18 protein-coding genes are annotated in these 25,907 nt (G+C 69.8%); 6 read left to right on the forward strand and 12 right to left on the reverse strand.

What is annotated here, in order from left to right; genetic code table 11:
* Positions 1-32: 32 nt before the first annotated feature.
* The 4 genes from hutF (at position 33) to argE (ending at position 5,749) form a co-directional block, all read left to right on the forward strand.
* On the forward strand, positions 33-1,415 hold the full coding sequence (gene hutF / locus KYK13_RS04590; RefSeq protein WP_223642274.1) for a formimidoylglutamate deiminase: 1,383 nt from the start codon (positions 33-35) through the stop codon (positions 1,413-1,415).
* A 61-nt stretch (positions 1,416-1,476) separates the two neighbouring features.
* On the forward strand, positions 1,477-2,958 hold the full coding sequence (locus tag KYK13_RS04595) for a hypothetical protein (RefSeq protein WP_223642275.1): 1,482 nt from the start codon (positions 1,477-1,479) through the stop codon (positions 2,956-2,958).
* 144 nt (positions 2,959-3,102) lie between these two features.
* Positions 3,103-4,539, forward strand: a complete 1,437-nt coding sequence (locus KYK13_RS04600) for a hypothetical protein (RefSeq protein ID WP_223642276.1) — start codon at positions 3,103-3,105, stop codon at positions 4,537-4,539.
* A 67-nt stretch (positions 4,540-4,606) separates the two neighbouring features.
* The gene (argE, locus tag KYK13_RS04605; RefSeq protein WP_223642277.1) at positions 4,607-5,749 is read left to right on the forward strand and encodes an acetylornithine deacetylase; all 1,143 of its coding nucleotides are present in this window, start codon (positions 4,607-4,609) and stop codon (positions 5,747-5,749) included.
* A gap of 13 nt (positions 5,750-5,762) precedes the next feature.
* Here the strand turns inward: argE and KYK13_RS04610 are convergent, their stop codons facing one another.
* From KYK13_RS04610 to KYK13_RS04665, 12 genes are all read right to left on the reverse strand, one after another.
* Positions 5,763-6,491, reverse strand: a complete 729-nt coding sequence (locus tag KYK13_RS04610; protein WP_223642279.1) for a DUF2652 domain-containing protein — start codon at positions 6,489-6,491, stop codon at positions 5,763-5,765.
* Between the two features lie 37 nt (positions 6,492-6,528).
* Complete coding sequence (gene mfd, locus KYK13_RS04615) at positions 6,529-10,113, reverse strand: transcription-repair coupling factor (RefSeq protein WP_223642281.1); 3,585 nt, start codon at positions 10,111-10,113, stop codon at positions 6,529-6,531.
* 168 nt (positions 10,114-10,281) lie between these two features.
* The gene (locus KYK13_RS04620; RefSeq protein WP_223642283.1) at positions 10,282-10,977 is read right to left on the reverse strand and encodes a Tfp pilus assembly protein FimT/FimU; all 696 of its coding nucleotides are present in this window, start codon (positions 10,975-10,977) and stop codon (positions 10,282-10,284) included.
* The gene (locus KYK13_RS04625) at positions 10,974-12,263 is read right to left on the reverse strand and encodes a PilW family protein (RefSeq protein WP_223642284.1); all 1,290 of its coding nucleotides are present in this window, start codon (positions 12,261-12,263) and stop codon (positions 10,974-10,976) included. The genes KYK13_RS04620 and KYK13_RS04625 overlap by 4 nt, the downstream gene beginning before the upstream one ends.
* Positions 12,260-12,772, reverse strand: a complete 513-nt coding sequence (locus tag KYK13_RS04630; RefSeq protein WP_223642285.1) for a type II secretion system protein — start codon at positions 12,770-12,772, stop codon at positions 12,260-12,262. The genes KYK13_RS04625 and KYK13_RS04630 overlap by 4 nt, the downstream gene beginning before the upstream one ends.
* Positions 12,769-17,076: a DUF4114 domain-containing protein gene (locus KYK13_RS04635; RefSeq protein ID WP_223642286.1), complete on the reverse strand. Its 4,308-nt coding sequence runs from the start codon at positions 17,074-17,076 to the stop codon at positions 12,769-12,771. Before KYK13_RS04635 ends, KYK13_RS04630 begins: the two co-directional genes overlap by 4 nt.
* On the reverse strand, positions 17,076-17,519 hold the full coding sequence (locus tag KYK13_RS04640; protein WP_223642287.1) for a c-type cytochrome: 444 nt from the start codon (positions 17,517-17,519) through the stop codon (positions 17,076-17,078). The genes KYK13_RS04635 and KYK13_RS04640 overlap by 1 nt, the downstream gene beginning before the upstream one ends.
* Before the next feature lie 23 nt (positions 17,520-17,542).
* Positions 17,543-18,256, reverse strand: a complete 714-nt coding sequence (locus KYK13_RS04645; protein ID WP_223642288.1) for a hypothetical protein — start codon at positions 18,254-18,256, stop codon at positions 17,543-17,545.
* 194 nt (positions 18,257-18,450) lie between these two features.
* Entirely contained in the window at positions 18,451-18,780 is a 330-nt protein-coding gene (locus KYK13_RS04650; RefSeq protein ID WP_223642289.1) for a hypothetical protein, read from the reverse strand.
* 59 nt (positions 18,781-18,839) lie between these two features.
* Complete coding sequence (locus KYK13_RS04655; RefSeq protein ID WP_223642290.1) at positions 18,840-19,169, reverse strand: cytochrome c; 330 nt, start codon at positions 19,167-19,169, stop codon at positions 18,840-18,842.
* A 42-nt stretch (positions 19,170-19,211) separates the two neighbouring features.
* A complete protein-coding gene (locus KYK13_RS04660; RefSeq protein WP_223646523.1) occupies positions 19,212-20,795 on the reverse strand; it encodes a hypothetical protein in 1,584 nt (527 codons plus the stop codon).
* A gap of 118 nt (positions 20,796-20,913) precedes the next feature.
* Complete coding sequence (locus KYK13_RS04665; protein WP_223642292.1) at positions 20,914-22,245, reverse strand: bifunctional glycosyltransferase/class I SAM-dependent methyltransferase; 1,332 nt, start codon at positions 22,243-22,245, stop codon at positions 20,914-20,916.
* 225 nt (positions 22,246-22,470) lie between these two features.
* Here KYK13_RS04665 and KYK13_RS04670 point away from each other — a divergent pair, with 225 nt between their 5' ends.
* Both KYK13_RS04670 and KYK13_RS04675 read left to right on the forward strand, forming a co-directional pair.
* Positions 22,471-24,663, forward strand: a complete 2,193-nt coding sequence (locus KYK13_RS04670; protein WP_223642294.1) for a polysaccharide biosynthesis tyrosine autokinase — start codon at positions 22,471-22,473, stop codon at positions 24,661-24,663.
* On the forward strand, positions 24,660-25,901 hold the full coding sequence (locus KYK13_RS04675; protein ID WP_223642295.1) for a glycosyltransferase: 1,242 nt from the start codon (positions 24,660-24,662) through the stop codon (positions 25,899-25,901). The genes KYK13_RS04670 and KYK13_RS04675 overlap by 4 nt, the downstream gene beginning before the upstream one ends.
* The last annotated feature ends 6 nt before the right edge of the window (positions 25,902-25,907 follow it).

The following is a 25,907-nucleotide window of genomic DNA, read 5'->3' on the forward strand; positions in this document are numbered from 1 at the left end:
GCGTCGCGGGGAACTGGCATACGCTGCCGCGCGTGAGCGACATCACTGTCTACCAACCCGACTTGCTCTTCGTGGAAGGGCGTTTCCACGAAGGCCGTGCGCTGGCGGTGGGCGCGGATGGCCGGATCCTCGCCAAGGTACCCGAGGGCGCGCGCGTGGAGCGGCTCGCGGGGCGGGCGCTGCTGCCGGGACTGGTCAACGGCCACTCGCACGCGTTCCAGCGGCTCATCCGCGGGCGCACCGAGTACGTGGCCACCGCCGGCGGACAGGACGACTTCTGGTCCTGGCGCGAGGCGATGTACCGCGCCGCGGAGGCGCTCACGCCGGAGGAGATCCACGTCGCCTCGCGCCAGGTGTTCCTGGAGATGGTGCTCGCGGGCATCACCACGGTGGGCGAGTTCCACTACCTGCACCACCAGCCGGACGGGACGCCCTACGCGGACCGCAACGCGCTGGCGCACGCGGTCATCCGCGCGGCCACGGACGTGGGCCTGCGCATCTGCCTGCTGCGGGTGGGCTACGCGCGCGCGGGCTTCAACGTGCCCCCGAACCCGCGCCAGCGCCGCTTCATCGACGCGGACGTGGACGCGTTCTTGTCCACCACGCAGGCGCTGGCCCACGCGGTGCGCGGCGACCCGCGGGTGAACGTCGGGTTCGCGCCGCACAGCATTCGCGCGGTGTCGCGGGACTGGCTGACGCAGGTGGCTCGCGCCGCGCCTGCCAGCATGCCCATCCACATGCACGTGGCGGAGCAGCCGAAGGAGATTGAGGCGTGCCTCGCGGAGCACGGCTGCCGTCCGGTGGAGCTGGTGTCGGACGTGGGCCTCCTGGGGCCGCGCTTCACGGCCGTGCACGGCGTGCATCTGTCGGAGAACGAGGTGGCGCTGCTCGGCCGCGCGGAGGCCACGGTGTGCGCGTGCCCGTCCACGGAGCGCAACCTGGGGGACGGCATCGTTCCGGCGGACGCGCTGGTGAAGGCCGGAGCGAGCGTGAGCTTCGGCTCGGACAGCCAGACGGTGGTGGACCTGCTGGACGAGGCGCGTCAGCTGGAGCAGCACCTGCGGCTGGTGCGGCTGCGCCGCGCGGTGCTGGACCCGGGGACGGGGACGCTGGACGGACTGGCGGCGCGGCTCTTCGACATGGCCACGGTGCAGGGCGCACGGAGTCTGGGGATGGGCACGGGCACGCTGGCGCCGGGCGCGTCCGCGGACTTCTTCACGGTGGATGTGAACCATCCGTCGCTGGTGGGCGCGGGGCCCACGTCGCTCCTGCCGGGCATCGTCTTCGGGGCGGCGGGTGGGGCGGTTCGCGACGTCGCGGTGGCGGGCCGGCTCGTGGTCCGGGACGGCCGCCATCCGCTGACGGAGGAGAGCGGCCGGGCCTTCCAGCAGCTCGCCCGGCGCCTCTACCCGTAGGTCTGGGACGCGGTTCGATATGCAGGGGCCGCCTGGTCGTTGGCGGTGTGGGAGGTCGCGGATGCGTTCTGGAATCGGGCTGTCGCTGCTGCTGATGATGGGGTTGGCCCTGGGCGCTTGCGCCGGGCGGCAGGACCTGGAGACGCCGGACTACGAGGCCATCTACGACGTGCCCCTGGAGGAGATGTGGCCGTCGGTCCGTGAGTACTTCACGGACGCGCATCTGCCCTACCGCGAGGACCGGGGCAGCCTGGTGCTGGAGACCGAGTGGAAGCAGGAGTTCGGCGGCTCGAAGATCGCCGGCTACTGGCACCGCTACATGGTCGTCGGCAGGCGCGAGACGCCGACCAAGAGCAAGCTGTTGATCATCCGCATCACCAAGACGGTGAACAAGGCGCTGGCCCTGCCGGGGCGCGAGCTGGACTGGGGCGTGGGGCGTGGGCTCGGCGGAGCGCTCGGGGACCGCGACACGGGGGCGCCGGGGGATCCGTCCTCGACCGCGAGCGGCGCCTACGGCGTCTCCATCGAGGACGATCAGGACCGGCTGGCCTTCCCCGTGGGAGAGAACGCCTTCTACGTGGACTCCGGCCAGGGCACACGCGACCTGACCATGGAGTGGCGCGTGTTCCGGGGCATCATGCCCAAGCTGACGAAGAAGCAGCCGGTGAGCGCGAGGCAGCCGGTGGCGAAGGCGCCGGGCGCGGAGGAAGCGCCGGTGTTCACCGAGTGCGGCCAGTCCATCCTCGGCCTGAAGAAGGTGGCGAAGGAGGGCGGGGTGCTGCTGCTGGGGGAACTGCACGGCACGCAGGAGGTGCCGCGCTTCATCGCGCAGTCGGTGTGCCAGCTCGTCACGGCCGGTATGCCGGTGACGGTGGGGCTGGAGCTGCCGGTGGAGAACGAGGAGCGCATCCACGCCTTCCTCCAGAGCCCGGGCGGAGAGGTGGACTGGCTCAAGCTGATGGAAGCCCCGTTCTGGCGCAGCCCGTATCCGGACGGCCGAGGCAGTGAAGCCGTGGCGAACATGCTGGAGCAGCTGCGCCAGCTGCGCGCACAGGGCCTGGACGTGGCGGTGTTCGTCTATGACCATCCGAAGCTCGCCGGCCAGCCGCGCGAGGACGCACTGACGAAGACAGTGCTCGAGCAGGTGAAGGCGACACCGCGGCGCTTCCACCTGGTGGTGAGCGGCAACGTCCATCCGCGTACGGCGAAGGGATTGCCGTGGGACAAGCAGTACAAGCCCATGGGCTACCTGCTGAAGGACCAACTCAAGGACGTCACCGCGCTGGACATGGCCTACGACAGCGGCACCGCGTGGATCTGCGCGGCGGATCAACAGGGACGCAAGCTGGACTGCGGCGTGAAGGAAGCGAAGGGCAAGGACAACGGAGACCGCTTCTTCGTGCACACCTGGGGCTCGACCAATCCGGACGGCTACCACGGGGTCTTCTACGTGGGCCACGTGACGGCGTCCGAACCCGCCATCCAGAAGGGCCTGGGGAACCCAGACGCGGCGCCCGCGCAGGAGCCTGCGTCCGCTCCGTAATCAACACCCAGGGGGACGACAGGGGCCGTGCGAGTCACCGGAGACGGTGCCCCGCGCGGCCTCTGGCTTTTGTGGGGACGCGATATATCCATTCCGTGCGCAGCGTTGTCCATCACGTCAGGGAATGTGATGGAGATACAGCGAATGCGCACGAAGCTGAAGATGGGATGGCTGGCGTTGCTCCTGGCGGTGGGCTGCGCCGGGCGGCAGGACCTGGAGACGCCGGACTACGAGGCCATCTACGACGTGCCCCTGGAGGAGATGTGGCCGTCGGTCCGTGAATACTTCACCGAGGCGCATCTGCCCTACCGGGAAGACCGGGGCAGCATGGTGTTGGAGACCGAGTGGAAGCAGGAGTTCGGTGGCTCGAAGGTCGCTGGCTACTGGCACCGCTACATGGTCATGGGCAAGCGGGAGACGCCGACCCGGAGCAAGCTCTGGATTACTCGCATCACCAAGTCGGTGAACAAGACGCTGTCGCAGCCTGGCAAGGAGTTGGACTGGGGAGTCTCCCGGGCGCTTGGAGGCGGGGACGGGCTCAGCCTGAGCGCTGAGGACGACGGGGACCGGCTGGCCTTCCCGGTGGGAGAGAATGCCTTCTACATGGAGTCGGGGCAGGGCACGCGCGACCTGACCATGGAGTGGCGCGTGTTCTGGGGCATCATGCCCAAGCTGGCGAAGAAGCAGCCGGCGAGCGAGGCGCAGCCGGTGGCGAAGGCCGCGGCGACGTTCACCGAGTGCGGCCAGTCCATCCTCGGCCTGAAGAAGGTGGCGAAGGAGGGCGGGGTGCTGCTGCTGGGGGAACTGCACGGCACGCAGGAGGTGCCGCGCTTCATCGCGCAGTCGGTGTGCCAGCTCGTCACGGCCGGCATGCCGGTGACGGTGGGGCTGGAGCTGCCGGTGGAGAACGAGGAGCGCATCCACGCCTTCCTCCAGAGTCCGGGCGGAGAGGTGGACTGGCTCAAGCTGATGGAAGCCCCGTTCTGGCGCAGCCCGTATCCGGACGGCCGAGGCAGCGAAGCCGTGGCGAACATGCTGGAGCAGCTGCGCCAGCTGCGCGCACAGGGCCTGGACGTGGCGGTGTTCGTCTATGACCACCCGAAGCTCGCCGGCCAGTCGCGCGAGGACGCGCTGACGAAGACGGTGCTCGAGCAGGTGAAGGCGACACCGCGGCGCTTCCATCTGGTGGTGAGCGGCAACATCCACTCGCGCACAGTGAAAGGGCTGCCGTGGGACAAGCAGTACAAGCCCATGGGCTACCTGCTGAAGGACCAGCTCGACGACGTCGCAGCGTTGGACATGGCCTACGACAGCGGCACCGCGTGGATCTGCGCGGCGAACACGCAAACCAGCAAGCTGGACTGCGGCGTGAAGGAAGCGAAGGGCAAGGACAACGGAGACCGCTTCTTCATGCACACCTGGGGCTCGACCAATCCGGACGGTTACCACGGGGTCTTCTACGTGGGCCACGTGACGGCGTCCGAACCCGCCATCCAGAAGGGCCTGGGGAACCCAGACGCGGCGCCCGCGCAGGAGCCTGCGTCGAGTCTGTCGTCCGAAGAGGCCTCCGCGCGACGCTGAGGGCACGGCCACACTGGCGTCGCGGCGCGGGCGGTGGCATGGAGGTGGCCTGACTGGAGGCCGTCCCATGAGCGACACGCTGCCCGCGCTGCGGGCCACCCTGGCGGAACTGGTGGCGCTGGACACCACGTCCTCGCGCCCCAACGCGCCCCTCATCGACTACGCCCAGGCGCGCCTGGAGGCCGCGGGCTTCACCGCCGAGCGCCAGCACTACACCGACGACGCGGGCGTGGCGAAGGTCAACCTCATCGCCCGGAAGGGCGACGCTGACCGCGCCGCGCTGGCCCTGGTGGGCCACTCCGACTGCGTGCCCTACGACGCCGCCTGGACGGACGCGCTGCGCCTCACCGAGCGCGACGGCAAGCTCTATGGCCGCGGCGCCTGTGACACCAAGGGCTTCATCGCGTGCGCGCTGCACACCGCCACCCGCAAGGACCTGCCGAAGCTGGACGCGCCCCTGCTCGTCATCCTCACCGCGGATGAAGAGGTGGGCCTCGTGGGCGCCAAGAAGCTGGTGTCGGCGGGCCTGGGCCGCGCGAGGCACGCCATCGTCGGCGAGCCCACGCGCCTCATCCCCGTGCGCGCCAACAAGGGCTACTGCCTGGCGGAGGTGGAGGTGCTGGGCAAGGAAGGCCACAGCGCGTACCCGGAGCTGGGCGCGTCCGCCATCTTCCGCGCCGGCCGCTTCCTCCAGAAGCTGGAGACGCTGGCGAACACCGTCCTGCGCGAGGACCGCGACGAGGGCTTCCAACCGCCCTTCACCACGGTGAACGTGGGCCTCATCCAGGGCGGCAAGGCGAAGAACGTCCTGCCCGGCTCCTGCCGCTTCACCGTGGAATGGCGCCCCATCCCCGGCCAGGCCGCCGAGCGCGTCCCCGAGCTGATGGAGCACATCCGCCAGGAACTCACGCGCGACGAGCCCGCCTACGAGGCGCGCATCAAGGTGCTGCGCATGGACCGGGGCGTCCACACGCGCGGCGACGCGGACGTGGTGCGCTTCCTGGAGCAGGTCAGTGGCAACGCGTCCGAAACGGTGTCCTTCGGCACGGAGGCCCCGCAGCTCACGGAGCTGGGCGCGGAGGCCGTGGTGTTCGGCCCCGGCGACATCCGCGTCGCGCACCAGACGGGCGAGTTCGTCCCCATGGAGGACCTGGTCCGCTGCGAGGCCGCCCTCACGCAGGCCGTGGCCCGCTTCTGCACGGGCGGCTGACGGCCCACGCGCTTCAGGGCTTCTCTGAAGCAGCGTCGACGACCTCGACGTTGCGGAAGCCCTGGCACGCCTCCTGGAAGCCGAGCACGTACTTCAGCGAGCGCAGCTCCATCGTCAGCTTGTGCCACAGCTTGCGCAGCAGGCTGGGTCGCGGCGCGGGCACGCTCGTCACCAGCGCGCCCAGGTCGATGTAGTGGGTCGGCGTGCGGCCCATGCCCTCGAAGTCGTGCTCCAGCCCCTGGCTGAGCTGGCGCAGCTCCGGCTCCAGCCGCTGGTGCACCGCGTCCGTCATCAGGACGTACTCGCGCACGGGCACGTCGTTCTTCAGCATCCGGTGCACGAGGATGACGTCCACCCCCGCCAGCTCCGTGAGGTGCTTCACCTTCTGGAAGGCCACCTCGCCGGCGTGGGCCACGAACTTGAGCGTCAGGCCGCCCACCTGCGTGCACCCGTCGCACGAGCACATCCGGTCCAGCGCGAGCTGCTCCCGGCGCTCCAGGAAGGCCCGGCGGATGGCCGCGACCTGATTCGCCACGGGCGCGGCGTCCTCGCCCACGGCGTAGAAGAAGGCCGCGTCCCCTTCGAGCTTCGCCAGCTTGAACCGGCCGGACGCGTCGATGACGGCCTCCAGCAGCCGCGCCACCGTGTCCTGCGCGTGCGCCAGCCCGAAGCGGTGCTGCCGCATGAAGCGGGTGTAGCCACCGATGTCCGCGATGAGCAACAGCGCCTTCTCAATGGCCATGAGCCGCCGCAGCCTACCTGAAGTCCCCGGACGTGCGTCAGTGCCGGGGCAGGGCGCAGGTGCCCACGTCGCGCAGCAGCTTGTGCGCCTCCGCGAGCAGCGCGTGTCCCTTCACCTCCGGAGGCACGCGCGCGATGAGCTTCATGTCCGGCGTCAGCCGGTAGAAGCCCTTGGAGCGCTGCACCAGCCCCGCCACCTTCGCGCCGTCCAGCAGCGCGTCGCCGCCCAGCGCCAGCGACAGCCGGCCCGGGCCCGCCTCCAGCGCGCGCAGCCGCAGCTCGCGCATGTCGATCTTGAGGAGCGTCACTTCGGAGAGGGCGTCCACCTCGTCGGGCGCCTCGCCGTAGCGGTCCACCAGCTCCGCGCGCAGGTCCGTCACCTCGTCCGGGTGGCTGGCCTGGCTGAAGCGCTTGTAGAACACCAGCCGCTGGTGCACGTCCGCCACGTAGTCGTCGGGGATGAGCGCCGGCATGGGCAGGTTGATGTCCGGCTCCACGTGCACCTTCGGCGGCTGGCCCTGCAGCTCCGCCACCGCCTCCTCCATCAGCTGCGCGTACAGGTCGAAGCCAATCTCCGCGATGGCGCCGGACTGCTTCTCGCCCAGGAGGTTGCCCGCGCCGCGGATCTCCAGGTCGTGGCTGGCGATGGAGAAGCCCGCCCCCAGCTCCGTGAAGTTCTGGAGCACCTCCAGCCGGCGCTGCGCGTCCTTCGTCACCGGACGGCGGGTGGGCACCAGCAGGTACGCATACGCGCGCTCCTTGCTGCGGCCCACGCGGCCACGCAGCTGGTAGAGCTGCGCCAGACCGAACTGGTCCGCGCGGTTGACGATCATCGTGTTGGCGCTGGAGATGTCGATGCCGCTCTCGATGATGCTGGTGCACAGCAGCACCTGGAACTTGTGCTCCGTGAACTGGAGCATCACCTTCTCCAACTGCCCTTCGCCCATCTGGCCGTGCGCCACGCCAATGGAGACGTTCGGCAGGAGCTTCCTCAGCTCCTGCTCCATGGACGGCAGGGACTCCACGCGGTTGTGCACGAAGAAGACCTGTCCACCGCGCGCGATTTCGCGCTCCACGGCCTCCTTGATGACGGCGTCGTCGTACTTCATCACGAAGGTGCGGATGGCCCGGCGGTCCTGCGGCGGCGTGGCGATGATGCTCATGTCGCGCACACCGGACATGCTCATGTGCAGCGTGCGGGGGATGGGCGTCGCCGTCAGCGTCAGCACGTCCACCTGCGTGCGCAGCCGCTTGAGCGCCTCCTTCTGCTTCACGCCGAAGCGCTGCTCCTCGTCCACCACCAAAAGCCCCAGGTCCTTGAAGGCCACCTCACCGGCCAGGAGCTTGTGCGTGCCGATGACGATGTCGACCTTGCCCTCCTTGGCGCGGCGGAGGATGTCGCGGATCTCCGGCGGCTTGCGGATGCCGGAAATCACCTCCACCGTGACGGGGTAGTCCTTGAAGCGCTTCTTGAACGAGTGGAAGTGCTGCTGCGCCAGCACCGTGGTGGGCACCAGCACCGCCACCTGCTTGCGGTCCAGCGTGGCCTTGAAGGCGGCGCGCATCGCCACCTCCGTCTTGCCGTAGCCCACGTCGCCGCAGACGAGCCGGTCCATGGGCTGCGGCTTCTGCATGTCCGCGAGCACGTCCTCGATGGCCTTCGCCTGGTCCGGCGTCTCCTCGAACTCGAAGTCCGCCTCGAACTGGGCGAAGTAGCGGTCCGGCGCGGCGAACGCGTAGCCCGGGTGGGCCTTGCGCGCGGCGGCCATCTGCAACAGCTCCGCCGCCATCTTGAGCAGCTGCTCCTTGACGCGCTTCTTCGTCTTCTCCCAGCTCGTCGTGCCCAGCTTGTCCAGCTGGACCTTCTCCGGGTCTCCGCCGGTGAACTTCTGGATGAGCCGCATGCGGCCCACCGGCAGGTAGATCTTGTCCCGCCCCGCGTACTCCAGGACGAGGAAGTCCCCCGGCACGCCCTGCACCTCCATCTTCGTCAGGCCCGCGTAGCGCCCGATGCCGAAGTCGGTGTGGACGATGAGGTCGCCTTCCTTCAGGTCCTTGAAGCCCGCGGCGAACGCATCCAGCTTCTTGCTGCGCTTGACGCGGCGGCGGGAGCGGACGCCGAAGATCTCCTCGTCCGCGAGCACCGCCAGCCGGCCTTCAGGGTCGATGAAGCCCTGGCTCACCTCGCCGGTGAACAGGTGCGCCCACACCGCCGGCTCATAGAGCTTCGCCGGATCCTGCATGGGCTCCGTGTGCACCTTCACCATCACGGAGCGGTCCAGCAGCAGCCGCTTGAGCCGGTCCGCCTGGCTCAGCGTGCCGCACGCCACCGCGCACGCGACGCCGGTGTCGCGCCAGCGCTGGAGCCGCTCCACCAGCGGGGTGAGCGCGCCCTCCTCGCCGTGGTGCGCGAGGATGGCCTCGCGCAGGTCCTGCGTCGTGCCGAAGGTGAAGGCCACGGGCACTTCGGACTGCGTGAGTGACAGGCCACCGCCCTCCACCACGCGCAGGGCCTTGAGGCCCGCGGCCACGCCGTCGCGCGTGAGGAAGTGGTGCTCCGGTGGATAGGTGAGGTCCTGGCGCGCGTCCGCCTCCTCCACGCCCTTCGCCAGCTCCGCCTGGAGCTCCTCCTGGGCGCGGTCCAGCCCCACCGGGTCGTCCAGGTAGACGACGGGCTCCTTCGTCCAGGCGTTCAGGTAGTCGAACACGGAGGCCAGCCCGCCCTCGAAGAAGCCGGGCAGCAGGCCCTCCAGCCCGAAGCCGGGCAGCCCTTCGCGCAGCGCGTCCAGCCGCTCGCGCAGCTTGATGGTGGGCAGGTTGATGCGGTCCGCCACCGCGCGGGCAGCGGCCTCGGCGCGAGGGCGCGTGTCGTCGGTGAGCAGCAGCTCGCGCGAGGGCACCAGGTCCACGGCCTTGAGCGCGTCCACCGTGCGCTGCGTCTCCGGGTCGAAGACGCGGATGGACTCGATGGTGTCCCCGAAGAACTCCAGGCGCACCGGCCGCTCGTACAGGGGGCTGAAGACGTCCAGCAGGCCGCCGCGCACGCTGAAGGTGCCCTTGTCCTCCACCAGCGGGCTGTTCTGGTAGCCCATCAGCGCCAGCTTCCGCGCCAGCGAGTCGCGGTCGAAGTCCTGGCCCACCTCCACGCGCTGGGCCAGCCCCTCCATCACCGCCAGCGGCAGCACGCGGCGGTGCAGGGCGCGCAGGGACAGCACCAGGGCCGGGAACGGCGTGCCGCGCGCCAGGTGGAACAGCGCGCCCAGCCGCTCTGTGATGGGGCCGGGCTCCGGTGACAGCTCGTCGTACGGAAGCACCTCGTCCGCGGGCAGGCGCAGCACGCGAGGCTCCAGCAGGCTGCCGGTGCCTCCCAGGAAGAAGGCCAGGTCGTGCGCGAGCGCGTCCGCCGCCTCTTCATCCACGGCCACGCACACCAGGGGCGCGCGCAGCTCCCGGTGCAGGCGGGCGAGCAGGTGGCCACGCGCCGCGCCCTTCACCCCCTGTGTCCGCGCGCGGTGTCCCGCGCGCAGGGAGGCCAGCAGTCGGGCGAAGGCATCGCCGGAGGAGGGGGGAGCGCCGCCGGGCCAGGACGTGCCGTCGGACTTCGGGGAGAGGGAGGTATCCATTCGGGGGCCCGTGTGGGGCCCTCGGCTAATTAGGGTGCGCCTTCTCCCAAATCAACGCTGGATGCGGACTCCTGTCGTGTGCAGGAGCGCAGCGGGACGGCCGGTGGGCGGGGAGGCTCACGCGCGCCCGGGACATGGGAAGGTCCCCGGGCGCGCGGTCTCACCTGCTCAGGGCACCGAGCACGCCGCCGCCAGCCGCGTGTCCTTGCGGCTGGCGTCGCTGGTGGTGGCCGCCAGCGAGTCGCAATCCATCACGTTGGACAGGCCCGTCAGCGGCTCCACCATGAGCACGCTCTTGGCGCGGTTGGAGGTGAAGCGGAACTGGATGGAGCTGTCCGCCGGGGCCGCCGCGGTGACGGCCACGGGATCGTTGAGCACCCCCCGCATGCAGTCCATCCTGTTGAACGCTGGCCGGCCGGAGCCCGGCAGGAAGCACAGGTTGTTGATGTTCGAGGCGTTCATCGTGGCCGGGATGATGATGTCCGGCCCCGTCTCGGTGCAGCACGCGGGCATGGTTCGGCACGTCCTGCCCATGCACGTGTCAATGGGGCACTGGCCCGTGCCCCAGTCATCCGGGGTATTGACGTTGGGACCGCACTTCAGCCGCTCCCAGCGGGCCACGGTGTGCTGCTGGCCGTCCGGCTGGAGGACGTTGTTCTCCACCACGATGCGCACCGGCTGGTTCGTGCTGATGGCCAGCTGGCGCGCGCGCAGCGCGCTCGACCACAGCTCGCGCGTGGCCGTGTTCTCCTTCTGTCCTCCAATGCTCCCCTGCATCCCCGCGACCGCCAGGGTGATGCACACGGCCACCACCGCCAGGGCGGCCATCATCTCCAACAACGTCATGCCACGCGTGTGCTTCATGGTTTACCCGCCGGGTCCACCGGCCGCTGCAGGCCCACCGTCATGTTGCGCGCCGCGACGCGGAAGGTGTAGCGCCGGCGCGTGTAGCCGTCCTTCGCCAGGCCCTCCTCATCCGTGCCCGTCATGTCCGCGTCCCGGTTGATGCGCCGCGTGCGGATGACCAGCGTCACCTCCAGCTCGCGCACCCGCTGGCGCAGGCGCTTGATGACTTCCTTCTTCCGGTCCGCGGCCGGAAGCAGCGTCAGCTTCGGGAGGTCTTTCCCCTCGGAGTCCAGGTCGTCCGTCATGCAGGCCTTGAGGATGTACTTCGCCTCGTCACAGTCGGAGATGGCTGGGTGGGGCACGCCAGGGTTGCGGTGGTTGGTTTCACCGGCGACGCTGGGGTACCACTCCAGCGCGTAGTATCGGGTGGGGTCGCCCTTGAGGTCCTTGTCGAAGTCCACGACGCCCTCGCGCACGGTCATCTGCTCCACGTCGCGGCTCACCACGGACCAGGCCGCGGCGCCCGGCGCGCGGTACTCCAGCGTGGGGATGCCACCCTTCCAGTTCACCCGGTAGGCCGCGCCACTCAGCCGCATCGCCAGCCAGTTCACGACGTCCGAGGGGTCCTTGGGCGTCCAGATGCTGGTGGCGGTGCCGAAGTCCTCGCACTTGGGGGATTCCGCGAGCCCTCCGTTGACCGTGATGATGGAGTTCGCGGCCGCGTTGGACGCAATGCCGACGATGCTGACCGGGCAGGCCGGCCGGTTGCCCCCGCTGACCATGACGGCGGAAGCCGGGCCGCTGGGGGTGACCATGGCCGTCGAGGCGTTGGGCCTGGCGCAGAACTCGGTCTTGGACTGGCGGACCTTCCCCGAGGCGCACGGCGCCAGGGTGATCATCCCGTTCGTGTCACCCCAGTAGAACTGGATGGCGTCCGAAGCCGGGAAGCCCGCGGGCGGCATCGCGAAGGTCGGGTCCGCGCCGAAGGGCGTGCCCACGCCCGTCGTCAGGTCCGGTTGACGCCAGACCGTGATGGCCGAGCGCTCGTCGACGACGCCGCCGGTGAAGAAGGAGATGGGCGCGTTGCCCATGCCCGTCCCCGCCCGGGAGATGTCCAGCGTCAGCATCTCCTTCACCGCGCGCCCGGTGACCTGCGCGGTCATCGTCTGTTCCTCGAAGAGGGCCCGCTTCTGCATCTGGGCGCCCACCACCAGCCCGGTGGTGAGCACCATGACCCCCAGGGCGCTGGCGATCATCACTTCCAGGAGCGTGAAGCCCCGACCATGGAATGAAGAGTGTTTCACGGTGCCATCCGACTCTGCATGACGACCATCTGCCGGTCCGCGCGGATGCCCGGCTCGTTCCAATTCACGGACACGCGCACATTCACGACCGTGCCTGTGCTGCCCGCGGCGAGGTTGCGGGTGAGGGACGGCTCACCCGTGCCGCCGCCTGCCTCCATCGTGCCGGGGACCTGTGGATTGTCCACGTCGACGTTCACCGTGTACATGCGCGCCACGACCTTGGGGTCCGTGGGCGCCGCGTCGCGCAGGAGTCCATCCGCCGTCTGCCACACGTTGAACGTCTGGTCCCTCACGGTGTCGCAGGTCGGCGAGCCCTGGCAACCGCGCTGGAGGATGTTCTCCAGCGTGCGCTCCGCGATGAGCTGCGCCTGGTTCGCGGTCAGGGTGCGGCGGTTCGAGCGGGTCGTCTGGCTCACCACGGTCATCGCCGCCGCGACTCCCAGCAGCATGACGGCCATGGTGGCCATGACTTCCAGCAGGGTGACACCCCGTGATGCGCGCTGCTTCATTGCGGCAGTCTCCCGTCGGGCAGCGGCTCCCAGAGCATGATCTGCGAGCGGGAAGATCCCTTCGTGCCTGCCTTGTTGTTCCAACTCTCCGGATCGCCCGTGACCTTCATCTTACCCGTGGCCGTGAGCACAATGAGGTGCTCGTCGTGGACCACCGGCGCGGAGATGGCGTGGCCTTCCAGCGCCGCCGGGCCACCGCCGGCCAACACACCGCTCAACTGGTTGGCCGTATACGCCTCGCCATGCGCGTTCGCGTCCAGGCTGCAGATGTCCGCCGCCGTGCCCACCGCGGTCGCGGCGTAGATGCTGTTCGCGCTCATGGCCACGCCGCCCCACAGCTTCTGGCCCGGAGACAGCTTCTGCACCCAGAGGGGCTTGAGCTCCGCGCAAGGCTTGCTGCCCGTGGGATCCGGGTCCTCGAAGGCCAGCAGGTGGTACTGGTACGTGGGGTGCGCGGGGTCCGGCTCCTTGTAGCCGTCCGTGTACTTGTCCGGGCTGTCGCTGGTACCGAAGTAGAGGCGCACCGCCGGGCCCGCGTCCGTGCTGACCACCTTCACGGCCACGTTGGAGTAGAGCTCCTGCAGGTCCAGCTCCTTCTGGCTCGCGTCCGGGTGGTTCTTCAGCGCGGAGGCCGCGTGGGCCACCATGCACTTCTTCACCTGGCTGCCAAGCTTCCTGGAGGTGGCCACGTCCTTGAGGTTCACGCGCCAGACGCTGCCGGCCGTGGTGGGCACGTACATGACGTCGTAGGAGCCGTCCTGGTCCAGGTCCACCAGCGGCGTCTCCGCCGCGATGCCGGAACCCTGCTCGAAGGTGAGGACACCCGCGTACTTGGCGGAGCCGTACTCGAGCGGCCTGCCCGTCTTCATGTCGAGCAGGTAGACGGCGCCCGCACGCAGGTCGCCCGGGTCGTAGTCGGTGCCCACCACCGCCACCCAGCGCCGGTCCTTGTCGTCCGAGGAGCCCCAGGAGATGCGCCCCAGGGACGGCGAGTGCCGGGAGCCCGAGTTGTCCGGCATCAGCACGGGATTGGGGGCGTTGGGGACGTTGGCCGCGACGGCGGCGGTGAAGGCGGACGCCACGTCGTTGTCCGCCAGGCTGAACTCCCACAGCGGCAGCGGGTACCAGCTGTCCGTGGGATTCGTGATGTCCATCGCGAACACCACCGGGCTGGCCTTGCCCGTCGCGGAGACGAGCACCGTCTTGGCGCCCTTCTTCTTCTGCGCCGTGGTCTCGGGCTTCCAGGTGTACTTGATGGAGGCGTCCCAGTCGTTGCGGTCACCAAAGTCCATGTTGGCGATGCTGGGTGACGCGTCCATCTGCGGCTTGGGCAGGGTGCCCGAGCCACGGAAGCGCACGTACTGGTTGCGGTACTGGCTCAGCAACAGGTTGGGCATGTAGGCGAACGCCTCACTGCCGGAGCCGTACTCACGGGGGGCCGGGGTGCCGTTGTTGGGGCACGACTTCGGGACGAAGTAGCCGCGGTACTGACTGCTGCCCGGGGTGCAGGGGTCGGTCACGTCGTTGCGGAAGTCGCCCGCGTCGAAGGAGTGGAGCACGCCCGACATCGTACCCACGAAGGCCCGGGTGCTCCGGGTCTTCAGGGGCTCCAGGAAGTTCGCACGGAAGAGGTCGCGCTCGGCGGGCTTCGTGTTCAGGAACCAGGGGTCCTGATACGGGGGCACGGCCAGCGCCACGGTGGAGATGTTGATGCCGCCGAAGGGCCAGGGCCGGAACTTGTCCGTGGCGATCGCCGCGTTCGCGTTCTCGTAGCCATACAGCCAATCAATGAGGAACTGCCGGTCGCTGTAGGGCGACGTCGACGCGGCCACGGTGCAGATGCCGTCGTGGTTCAGGTCGTAGAGGTAGCGACCGTCGATCTCGCTGTACGTGTTGCACAGGGAGGCGGGCATCAGCGTGTTGGCCACGTCGTTGTCCTTGACGTCCTTGCGGTCTCCCGAGGTGTTGATGGTGTAGAGCTTGCGGTTGAGCGGATTGGACGCGGCCAGCGACAGCGCCATCACACGTCCGGCCTCCCAGCGCAGCTTCGGCTCGGTCGCCTTGGGGTTCTCCGGGTTGTAGAGCGACTGCAGGAAGAGCCGGCCACGGATGGAGTAATCCTTGCCACCGTCATAGGCGCGGTTGCCCGGAGCAGGCAGGGCGCCCGGGGTGTTCCAGCCCACGCCCCAGTTCTGGCCCGGCGTCTCGTTCACGCCCCAGACGGCGACGTTGCCGATGGTGCTGGGGCTGGAGCGCGCATACGCGCCCGAGCGCACCGCCTGATAGCCGATGTCGACGTCGTCGATGATGGGACGGCAGAGCTCGCTGGGGCTGCTGATGTCCACCTTCCAGCACAGCTGCGAACCGGTGAGGCCCAGCGCCAGGATGTCGATCTCCACCTCCTGGTCCGGGTACTGCTTGTTGTTGTCGAGCGGCACCGGCACCCACGTGGGGTTTTCGTTCTTCTGGTACTTGCCGTCAGTGCCCAGCACGCGGCAGTCCACGGCGATGGAATAGGTGATGGTGGGCTTCACACCGCTCGCGGTGCAGGCGCCCGCGACCTCTTCCGTCCAGCAGGGGGCCTTCGTGCAGCCGGAGTTGGGGCGGATGTTCTTGGGCGGGTTGCCCGGGGTCGCGTACGGGGCGACGTCGTCCTGGCGGCGGAAGCGGACCTTGGTGATGGTGAAGTCAGGGCCCAGCTTGTCGCCCGTGTCGCTCATGACGTCCGAGGTGATGGTGGTGGACTTGGCGCCACCGCCGTTCTCCTTGTTGATCATGAACACGATGTCGTTGAAGTCGCGGTCACCGCCGCCGTTGAGGTCCTCGAAGCCGAGGATCCACCGGAAGGGGTCCGTGGTCGGCGCGCCCACGATGACGTGGGGCATGAAGTTCATCCGGTCGATGGCGGGCTTCAGGTTGCCGGGCTCCGTGCCAGGGCGCATGATGGTCACGCGCTCCTTCGGCATCTTCAGGTTCTTGTAGGCGACCGTGTCCAGGCGGTTGAGCGTGTCCTGCTCCAGCCAGCCGCAGGCCTTCTGGGAGGTGCCCGCGATGGTGCAGGCCGAGGCGGACGTAGGCGAGCTGCAGCTCTCGTTGTAGCTGCAGCCGATGTTGCGCTCCGCCACCTTGTTGTCCGCGGGCGCCTTGAAGTTCTGGTCCATGTTCCAGGTGGCCTTGGAGAAGAACACGGAGACGGATGTCTGCAGGTGCAGCAGGCACTTGCCGTCCTCGGCGGCGTTGCCCGTGTAGGGCTGGCGCTTGAGGCACGGAGCGACCGTGTCGTTGTCCGTGTTGTGGCGGGCGTCGTAGTAGACGACGGCGAAGAAGACGATCTCCTTGCCGCCCTGGACGAGCCCCAGGTTCACACGGCGGTCGCCGGTGTTGATCTGGTTGTAGTTGGTGTACTCGGGATCACCGACCGGGGGCGGGGGGAGCTTGATGCCGCGGAAGTCGTACTGGGAGACGTTGTAGTCCGGCACACCGTCGTAGGTGTCGCTGACGTCCGCGACGGGGGCGAGGTTTCGGTGGACGGTCTTGTCGCTGTCGTCATCCACCAGCAGGAACACCATGCGGCCGAGGCCCAGGTTGTTGTTCTCCGGAGCGGCCGGCTCCAGCAGGTTGGGGATGTAGTTGAACAGGCCGCGATCGCCCGTGCCGGTGTCGACCTCGTTGACGCCGACCCAGTCGTTTTCGATGTTGTAGGCGCTGGAGTCCGCGCGGCCTGGACGCGCGTCCGTCACGTCCTTCTTATGAGCGAAGGTCTTGGCGCAGGTGTTGCGCATCGCCAGCTCGGGCTCGTTGTACTTCTTGCCCCCGGACGTGAAGGTGACGTTGCAACGCCGTGACTGGCCCACGTACTTGATGGGCAGGACGGTGTCGTCGTCCGGCGTCATGTTGTAGATGGCTTCGTGCAGGTCGAGGATGCCGTTGTTGTTCTTGTCGACCAGCTCGTGGGTGACGGGATCCGCGTAGCCGCGCGCCACCACGTCATCCATGTACATGTAGCCCAGCGAGTGCGACGCACCGGCGGACTCGTACACGTAGTCGATGGTGACCGTCTGGTCGAACGGGAAGGAGATGTTCTCCGAGTCCAGCTTCTTGAGGTTGGTGTTGAGCTGGAGCCGGCCGTCGGGGCGCAGGATGATGGTGTTGTTGGCGACGGTGAGACCGTCTGGGCCCAGCTTGAAGTCGCCCTGCTTGTCGTTGGACAGGTCGTCCTGGCAGAGCTGCTGCGCGGTGGTCAGCGAGGGGGTCGCGACCGTCAGCACCAGCGCCGTGAGGGTTCGTTGAAAGAACGTGCGCATCACTTCTTCCCCTGGTTCTTCGGCTGGGAGTTCGCCTTCGCTTCAACATCCGCCTTCTGGAGCGCCGCGGCCTGCTCCTCCATCTGCCGGCGCAGCCGCATCCGGCGCGTCTCCTGCGGAGGCTCGACCACGACGGTGGCCAGGTAGCTGGTGAGAGCATCCAGCTCATCAGGCCTCAGCAGGCGCGTGTCGCAGTCCGTCTTGGGGTTGAGTCGGTGGGGAGACTCCACCCAGGTGCGGACCTCCGCCAGGCTCTTCTTGCGCAGCACCTGGTCCATATAGGGGCCCACCGGCGGGCGGATGCCGAGCATGCTCCTCGGCTTCTCCGTCGGGGTCCGGGCCTGGTGACATTGCGCGCAGGCCTTGTTGAAGGCCACTTCGCCTCGTTCCTGGGCGCTGGCGAGCGCCGGGATCAGGAGCAGCATGAGCGTCAGGCGTTGCATGGGGGCTCGTAGGGAATGCGAGGTCAGGGGTATTGGGAGATCTCGGTCGTGGAGCGATTCTCGACCGGCTTCTCGTCCGAGTTGGAGCTTGAATCTTTGGTCGAGCCGCAGCGGGACTGGCCGCAGCCGGGCATGAACTGGGAGTCGCCATCCGCGTTGGTCACCAGGGCCTGGACCATGGAGCGCGTCGGGCGGCCGTTCGGGGTGGTCACCTCGCCCACGGCGAGGATCCACAGCTGGTCGTTGACATCCACGGTGTTCGAGTCGTCATCCACGTCATCCCGGACGAAGACGCGGTAGCGCACGTTGTTCTGCTCCGGGAAGTCGACGCCGTCGGGGATTTCCGTGGGAGCCAGGCCCGACTTGAGCACGGTGTAGTAGTTCCATTTGCCAGCCCCCGCTCCGGGCAGCAGCTCGAACCAGGGGGGATTGGCGCCGGCGAGCCCGGGGATGTCGTTGACCGGAGTGGCCCCACCCAGTGCGGCGGGCAACGCCAGCTGGGCCTGGCCACTGTTCTTCGCCATCAGCAGGCGCACTGCCTCACGGCCTTCGGCCAGCCCCGCCTCGGCGGCGAAGAACGCCTGCTTCTGGCGGCGGGTGTCCGCCTGGGTGTCGGCCTCGCGGCCCACCACGCTGTAGCTGAGCATCACCGCCATCGTCACGACCATGACCGCGCCCAGCGCGAGCAGGAGCGTGAAGCCACGGGACTGACGGCGGGGGGTTGGGCGACGCACCATCGGGGGCTCCTTCACGTGCCTCTGGGGGGAGGCACGTCTTGGGAAGCCCGATTTAGCAATCTTCGTGCCTGGAGGTCGGAGGCTCAACCCGCCGGAATAAGGGATGTCCCTCATCCGGGGGGGTGCCGTCTGACGTCAACCGGCTGCGCAAACTTTGCGAGCCCCCTCATTCTTGCGAGGCGGGCTCGCGGCTCTCAGCGCTGGCCGGCGCGGATGGCGGCGCGCAGGCGGATCATGTCGTCCAGGACGCCGGGGTCCACCAGCTCCAGCGCGGCCCTCTGGGAGATGGCGCGGGTCTGCTGGCGGTACTCCTCTTCGTCCTCCTCGCCGCCGCCCTTGCCGCCGTCGCTGCCGCCCTTTCCGCCCTTGCCGCCACCCTTGCCGTCGCCACCCTTGGGCATCAGCGCCACCGGCTGGGAGATGCCCGGCTCCAGGCGGGGGAAGGCATTGGCGTCGGCGCGCACCGAGGTGAAGAGGCTGACCAGCGACAGGCAGAACACGATGGCGACGGTGAGGGTCTTCATGGCGGCTCCAATTCTCCCAATCCCCACGACGCCTGGACGCGGAGGGTTATTCACAGGCGCTATTCCTTCGCCTTGAAGGTGCGGATGTATCCCACCAGGGCGTCGATCTGCTCCGCGGTGAGCCGGTCCTTGTAGGCCTTCATCTTGGGGTTGTGGGGCGAGCCATGGGCGATGACCTTGCGCAGCTCCGCGTCCGACTCCGCCTTCTGCCAGGTGGCCCGGCTCATGTCGGGGATGGACTCCTTCTGGCCCATGCGCGTCTGGGCGCGGCCGTCCGGGCCATGGCAGTTCTTGCAGCTCTTGTCCCAGAGGGCCGCGGCGTCCTCGGCGTGGGTGACGGCGGGGGCACACAGCAGGAGGGTGGACAGCAGGAACCACCGCGAGGTCATGCACGGTCTCCAGGGGAGGGGGACGCCAGTATAGCCACGCCCTCAGGACCCCGCCCGGGGCCAGAAGGCCACGGTGGGGCGGCCGGGGGGCTGGAGCCAGACGGACTCCAGGAAGCGCACCGCGTTCTGGTCCGCCCGGTCGTTGCGGGTGAACAGCGCCTGCGCGCTCGCGAGCACCGCCAGCGTGGTGAGCCCCGCCACCCAGGCCGCGGGCGCCAGCGCGCGTCCATCCGCGTCGCGGCCCAGCGCGACAAAGACGCAGGCCGCCACGGCGATGAGCGCCGCGAACAACACCGCGCCCGCCAGCGCCGTGGGCAGCCCTGCGAAGGCGAGGAGGTTGGGCGGGAGGTAGCCATCCACGAGGAGCGGCCGGGCCAGCGCGAGCACGGGGGTGGAGACGTCGTCGGGGATGTAGTTGACGAACGTGGCCAGGCCGGTGACGACCACGGACGCCGCGCACAGCATGGCCGCGATGCCGGACAGCACCGGCCGGCCCGCGCCGCGCAGCCGCTCCAGCACCAGGCCCGCGGGCAGGAGCAGGAAGGGCACCAGCCCCGTGAGGTGCCGCGGCCCCGTCGTCCAGCCCCACGAGTCGTAGGTGAACGACGAGGTGAAGTACGTGTAGCCGGCGAGCGTCGCCGCGGACATCCAGAAGAGGGCGCGTCCTTCCGGGGACGTGCGGCCCAGGCGCTTGAGCAGCACCAGCCCGGGCAGCGCGAGCAAGAGGAACGGCGACAGGGTGAAGAGGCCCCGCAGCGGGGAGAAGAACGACAGCGTGAAGGCGCGCGGATCCGGCGTGCGGATGCCCAGGAAGCCGCCCAGGTGCCACGGCTGGTAGGCCGCGTCGTTGAGGTGCTTGTAGCCCGTCTCCAGCGGGTGCCCGAAGGTGGCCTGGTGGTAGAGCCCCAGCGCCACGATGAAGGGCAGCGCGCCCAGCACGGCGAGCCCCGTGGCCCGGCCCAGCTTCTTGAGCCTTGCGGCCCAGGGCTCCGGGGTGCCCAGCACGGTGAGGACGGCGTAGAGGATGAGGCCCAGCACGCCCAGCGCGCCGGTGTACTCGGCGGCGACGGTGGCGCCCGCGCACGCTCCGGCCACGACGTAGCCTCGCTCGCGCCACTCGCCCCGCGACAGGCGCCAGAGCGCGTAGAAGCCCGCGAAGAGCAGCACCGCCGTCGTCTGGTGGCTCATGAAGAGCAGCGAGTAGCTGAACGCGAGCGAGCCCAGCGCGTACGTCACGGTGACGCCGTCCGCGACGACGGGCGACAGGAACGCGGAGAGGAACCGGCGCACCAGCCACAGGAGCCCCAGCGTGGGCAGCACCGTGAGGAAGAGGCGGCTGAAGAAGACGAGCGGCACCTCCGGCACGGCGTAGCGGTGGCCGCCGCCCACGGCCCGCAGGGCCGCGTACACGGGCACCGCGGCGAAGGACAAAAGTGGCGCCTTGGACGGGTAGTAGCGCCCGTCCATCACCGACAGGTCACCCACCGGGCCGTAGTCGCGCAGGGCGCGGTTGATCTCCAGCGTCCCGTCCTCCACCAGGGCGCGCGTCTGCCACAGGCGGCACAGCTCGTTGGGCGAGCGCAGGCCCGGGTGGTACGGGAAGAGGAGCACGTAGAGCGCCACCATCGCGGCCCACAGCGCCTTCGGCAGGCCGGTGGCGCGGGGCAGGGGCGCCACGCCGGGTGACGCCGGGGCCGCTTCGACGGGCGGCGGGGGAGAGTCGGGCGCGGCGCTCACGCGGGCGTCAGACGGCGCGGCCGACGGCGAACAGGCTCATGCCCACGGGCAGCTTCACCTGGCGCTCGGCCTGGGCGAACAGGGGCGCCAGCGTGTCGTAGAGCTTGAGCTGGAGCTTGGGCACCGCGCGGCGGCGCAGGATGCGGCTGTTGACGAACCAGCCCGGCAGGCCGACCAGGTTCATCCACTCCAGCGTGTCCACGCGGAAGCCGTTCTCCTCCAGCACCGCGCGCAGGGACTCCGGCGTGTAGCGGCGGTAGTGGCCCACCGCCTCGTCGATGGCGCCGAACAGCTGCGGCAGCGCCGGCACGAGGATGAGCACGCGGCCGTCCGGCTGCAGGATCTGGCGGAAGCGGCGCACCGCGGACGCGTCGTCCGGGATGTGCTCCAGCACGTTGGACAGCACGATGGTGTCCAGGTTCTCCGCCTTCAGCGACTCCCAGTCCGCCAGCGCCACGTCGGAAAGGTAGGGGCGCACGTGGGGCTTGCCGCGGAACATGTTCTTCAGGCGGTCCACGTAGAAGCGCTCCACCTCCAGCGCCACCAGGTGCTCCGCGCCGCCCTCCAGCTCGCGGGTGATGGTGCCGATGCCGGCGCCGATCTCCAGCACGCGGCGGCCCATGTGCTCGCGGAAGCGGCGGCCCAGCCACTGGTTGTAGTGGATGGCGCCGTCCATGCGCTCCAGGGTGGAGTAGCCCTCGTGCTGGTTGTCCGCGTCATCGCGCACGGTGGCGTAGCGCACCAGCGTGCGCAGGCGGGCCAGGTGAGCGGAGGCCGGGCGGCGCGGCACGGCCTGCAGCGGCGGCAGCGTCACCTCCGTGAGGCGGAAGAGCTGCGCGGCCATCTTCACCACCAGCTCCGCGTCCACCGAGTCGTCGTCGCTGGTGAGCTGGATGGAGCGCAGCGCGTCCGTGCGGAAGGCGCGCAGGCCGGTGAGCGGATCCGCCAGGGGCACGTCGGTGACGAAGCGGGTGATGCCCCCCAGCGCGCGCTCGGCCACCATCTCCGGCGACATGCCGGGGCGCCGGCCGAAGACGCCGTCCGCGGTGTCGTCGCGCAGGGGCTGCACCAGGGCGTCGTAGGTGTCCGGCGAGTAGGCGGCGTCCGGATCCTGGAGCACCGTGTGGGTGCCGGTGACGTGGGGCAGCGCGGCGCGGATGGCCGCTCCCTTGCCGCCCTGGGCGGCGAGGATGTGGATATTGGGTCCGGGCGCGACGTCCACGGAGCCTTCGCCCGCGAGCACCACCTGGGCCTGACCGGACAGCGCATTGGCGAACCGGGCGGCGGCGTCGGCGGTGGCGGGGCTGAAGGGCAGGACGACGGAAAGAGCTGGAACCATGGCGCCGCTCACTACCACAGGCTCTTCCGGGGTGCGCGTTCACGGACCGGCCCGGAACGGATGGAAGGGGGGCATCCAGGCGGCGTCCGTTGGATGGACAACCCGCCCCTCCCGTTGCACGCTCCGGACGTTGTTTCCCCCAGCGCGATGTGGGTGCAGGTCGGGTCCGGAGACATTCGGGCCGGTGGAGACCGCCCGCGGCAGCCACTTCCGGAGAGACGCGACGTGGAAGGAACGGTGTTGGACCCGGCCGGTGGGGCTCCCGGTGCGACGTCCGCGAGCATGATGCACCGACTGCGGGGCGTCTGGCGCCGGCGGTGGGTGATGCTCGGGGTGGCGTTGGGGGTCACCGCGCTCACGGCGGCGTGGACGCTGCGGCAGCCGCGCATCTACTCGGCCAGCACCTCGCTCATCATCGACGTCACCGCGCCCCGCATCCTGGACGGCGAGGTGAAGGAGGTGATGGGGGAGGAGCGCAGCAACTACTGGTTCAACAAGGAGTACTACGCCACGCAGAGCGAGATCATCACCTCGCGCGCGGTGGCCAGCCGCGTGGTGGACCGGCTGGGGCTCGCGAAGGACGCGGCCTTCCTGGGGCTGCCCGCGAACCAGGACCCGGCGGAGCGCGCGAAGGCGCTGGAGGAGGCGGACGCGGTGGGGCTTCTGCGCTCGCGCATCCTGGTGGTGCCCGGCAAGGACTCGCGGGTGATGAACATCGGGGTGGAGGACACGGACCCGGCGCGCGCGGCGCTGCTCTCCAACGAGGTGGCCGCCGCGTACATGGCGGAGAACCTGGCGCTCAAGCTGCGCACCACGGAGGAGGCGCGCACGTGGCTGGAGGGGCGCCTGGACGAGCTGGGCCGCCAGTCCAAGGCGGGAGAGATGGCCGTCTACGACTTGAAGAAGGACGCGGACATGCTGTCCACGTCGCTGGAGTCGCGGCTGTCCATCGTCAGCGAGCGGATCAACTCGTACAACCTGAAGCTCACCGAGGTGCGCACGCGCATCGCGGCGCAGCAGGCGCGCGTGGACGCCATCCACCGGCTGCGCAAGGACGCCGGCAACGACGAGACGTGGGCGGAGGCCGTGCCCGGAGCGAAGGACGGCCCCATCCAGGACCTGAAGTCGCGCTACGGCGAGCAGAAGGCCGCGTGCGCGGAGCTGAGCGAGCGCTACCTGCCGGAGCACCCGAAGCTCCTGGAATGCAACCGCAAGCTGGAGGTCGTGCGCGCGGACCTGCTCAAGAGCCTGACCAACGTGGTGCGCTCGGCGGAGACGCAGCTGGCGGAGGCGCAGGGCGAGGAGAAGAACCTCAACAAGCTCCTGGACGAGGCCAAGGCGGAGGCCTTCCAGGTGAACAAGAAGGCCATCGAGTACGGCCGGCTCCAGCGCGAGTCGGACAACACGCAGCGCCTGTACGAGCTGGTGCTCAAGCGGCTGAAGGACATCGAGCTGTCGGGGCTCTTGCGCACGAGCAACGTGCGCGTGCTGGACGCCGCGCAGCCGGTGATGGTGCCGGTGCGGCCGCACACGCGCCGCAACCTGATGGTGGGCTGGGTGATGGGCCTGCTCCTGGGGCTGGGCGTGGCGCTGTTCCTGGAGATGCTGGAGAACAGCGTCACGTCGCAGGCGGACGTGGAGGACGTGCTGGGCCTGGCGTTCCTGGGCGTGGTGCCGCGCATGGAGGCGACGAAGTCTCCGGGCGACCGGGACCTGTACGTGCACCGCGCGCCGCGCTCGGCGGTGGCGGAGTGCTGCCGCGCGGTGCGCACGAACCTGCTGTTCATGTCGCCGGACCACCCGTGCAAGACGCTGGTGGTGACGTCCAGCGGCCCCCAGGAGGGCAAGTCCACCACGTGCATCAACCTGGGCGTGGCCATGGCCCAGAGCGGCAACCGCGTGCTGCTCCTGGACACGGACATGCGCAGGCCCCGGCTGCACCGCGCGTTCGGCGTGCCCAATGACCTGGGCATCAGCTCGCTGGTGGTGGGCGAGGGCTCGCTGGACAAGGCGGTGAAGAGCACGGAGGTGCCCAACCTCTTCGTGCTGCCGTGCGGCCCGCTGCCGCCGAATCCCGCGGAGCTCCTGCACACGCGCGCCTTCAGGGAGTTGCTGCGCGCGGCGGGGGAGAAGTTCGACCGGATCATCCTGGACAGCCCGCCGCTCAATGCCGTCGTGGACGCGGCGGTGCTGGCCACGCAGGCGGACGGCGTGGTGATGGTGCTCAAGGCGGGGCGCACGGACCGGGGCGCGGCGAAGCGCGCGCTGCGCTCGCTGGCGGACGTGCAGGCGCGGATGTTCGGCGCCATCCTCAACGACGTGGACCTGCGGCAGCCGCGCTACGGCGACACGTACCTGGGCTACCAGGGCTATGGCCCCACGCAGGACGAGCCCAAGGGCGGGGTGGCGCCGTCGTGAAGGGCGCGGGCCTGCGGGTGCTGCACCTGGGGAAGTTCTACCCTCCGGCCTCCGGCGGCATGGAGGCGCACGTGCGCACGCTGGCGCTGGCGCAGGCGGCGCTGGGCGCGCAGGTGGAGGTGCTGTGCGCGAACCACTCGGTGGACGGCACCGGCACGAGCCACGAGTTCCACGGGCGCAGCCCCACGCGCGAGGACTGGGATGGCCCGGTGCGCGTGGTGCGCCTGGGGCGGCTCGCGTCCGTGGCGCGCATGGACGTGATGCCGTCGCTGCCGTTCGTGCTCCAGCGGGCGCTGGCGCGGGGCGTGGACGTGGTGCACCTGCACGTGCCCAACCCGAGCATGGTGCTCGCGCTGGACGCGGTGCCTCGCCTGCCCGCGGTGGTGGTGACGCACCAGAGCGACGTCATCCGGCAGAAGGTCGCGGGCGCGCTGTTCCGCCCCTTCGAGTGGATGCTGTATTCGCGCGCGGCGCGGCTGTTGGCCACGAGCGAGGCGTACGTGCGCGGCTCGTCGCTGCTGTCCACCTTCAAGTCGAAGGTCCGCATCCTGCCGCTGGGCATCGAGCTGGAGCCGTACCTGCATCCTTCCGTGGAAGCGCGCGAGGCCCAGGCGCGGTGGACGGCGGAGGCGGCGGGCGGGCCGCTGTGGCTGATGGTGGGCCGGCTCGTCTACTACAAGGGGCTGTTCACGGCGCTGGAGGCGCTGGTGCACGCGCCGGGGCGATTGGTGGTGGTGGGCGAGGGGCCGCTGGCCGCGGAGGGACGCGCGCGGGCCAAGGCGCTGGGCATCGAGGACCGGGTGACGTGGGCGGGGTATCTGTCGCCGGAGGCGCTCGCGGGCGCGTACCGGGCCGCGACGGCGCTGTGGTTCCCGAGCAACGCGCGCAGCGAGTCGTATGGCCTGTCGCAGGTGGAGGCGCTGGCGAGCGGACTGCCCGTGCTCAACACCGCCGTGCCGGACTCCGGCGTGGCGTGGGTGAGCGTGCACGAGCGCACCGGGCTCACCGTCCCCGTCGGGGATGCGCGCGCGCTGGCCGCGGCGGCGCGCCGGCTGGTGGAGGAACCGGGCCTGCGGGAGCGGCTGTCGCGAGGCGCGCAGGAGCGTGCGCGGGCGGAGTTCGCCCATGACGTGATGGCGGCGCGCAGCCTGGAGTTGTACGCGGAGGCGCTCGGGCGCCGGCCCGTGGCGGAGGACCGGGGCGAGGCTTCCGTCCGGCACGTCGCGGGTGGGCGCTGAAGGTCC

Origin of the sequence: Corallococcus sp. EGB, assembly GCF_019968905.1 — a bacterium.
Taxonomy (GTDB): domain Bacteria; phylum Myxococcota; class Myxococcia; order Myxococcales; family Myxococcaceae; genus Corallococcus.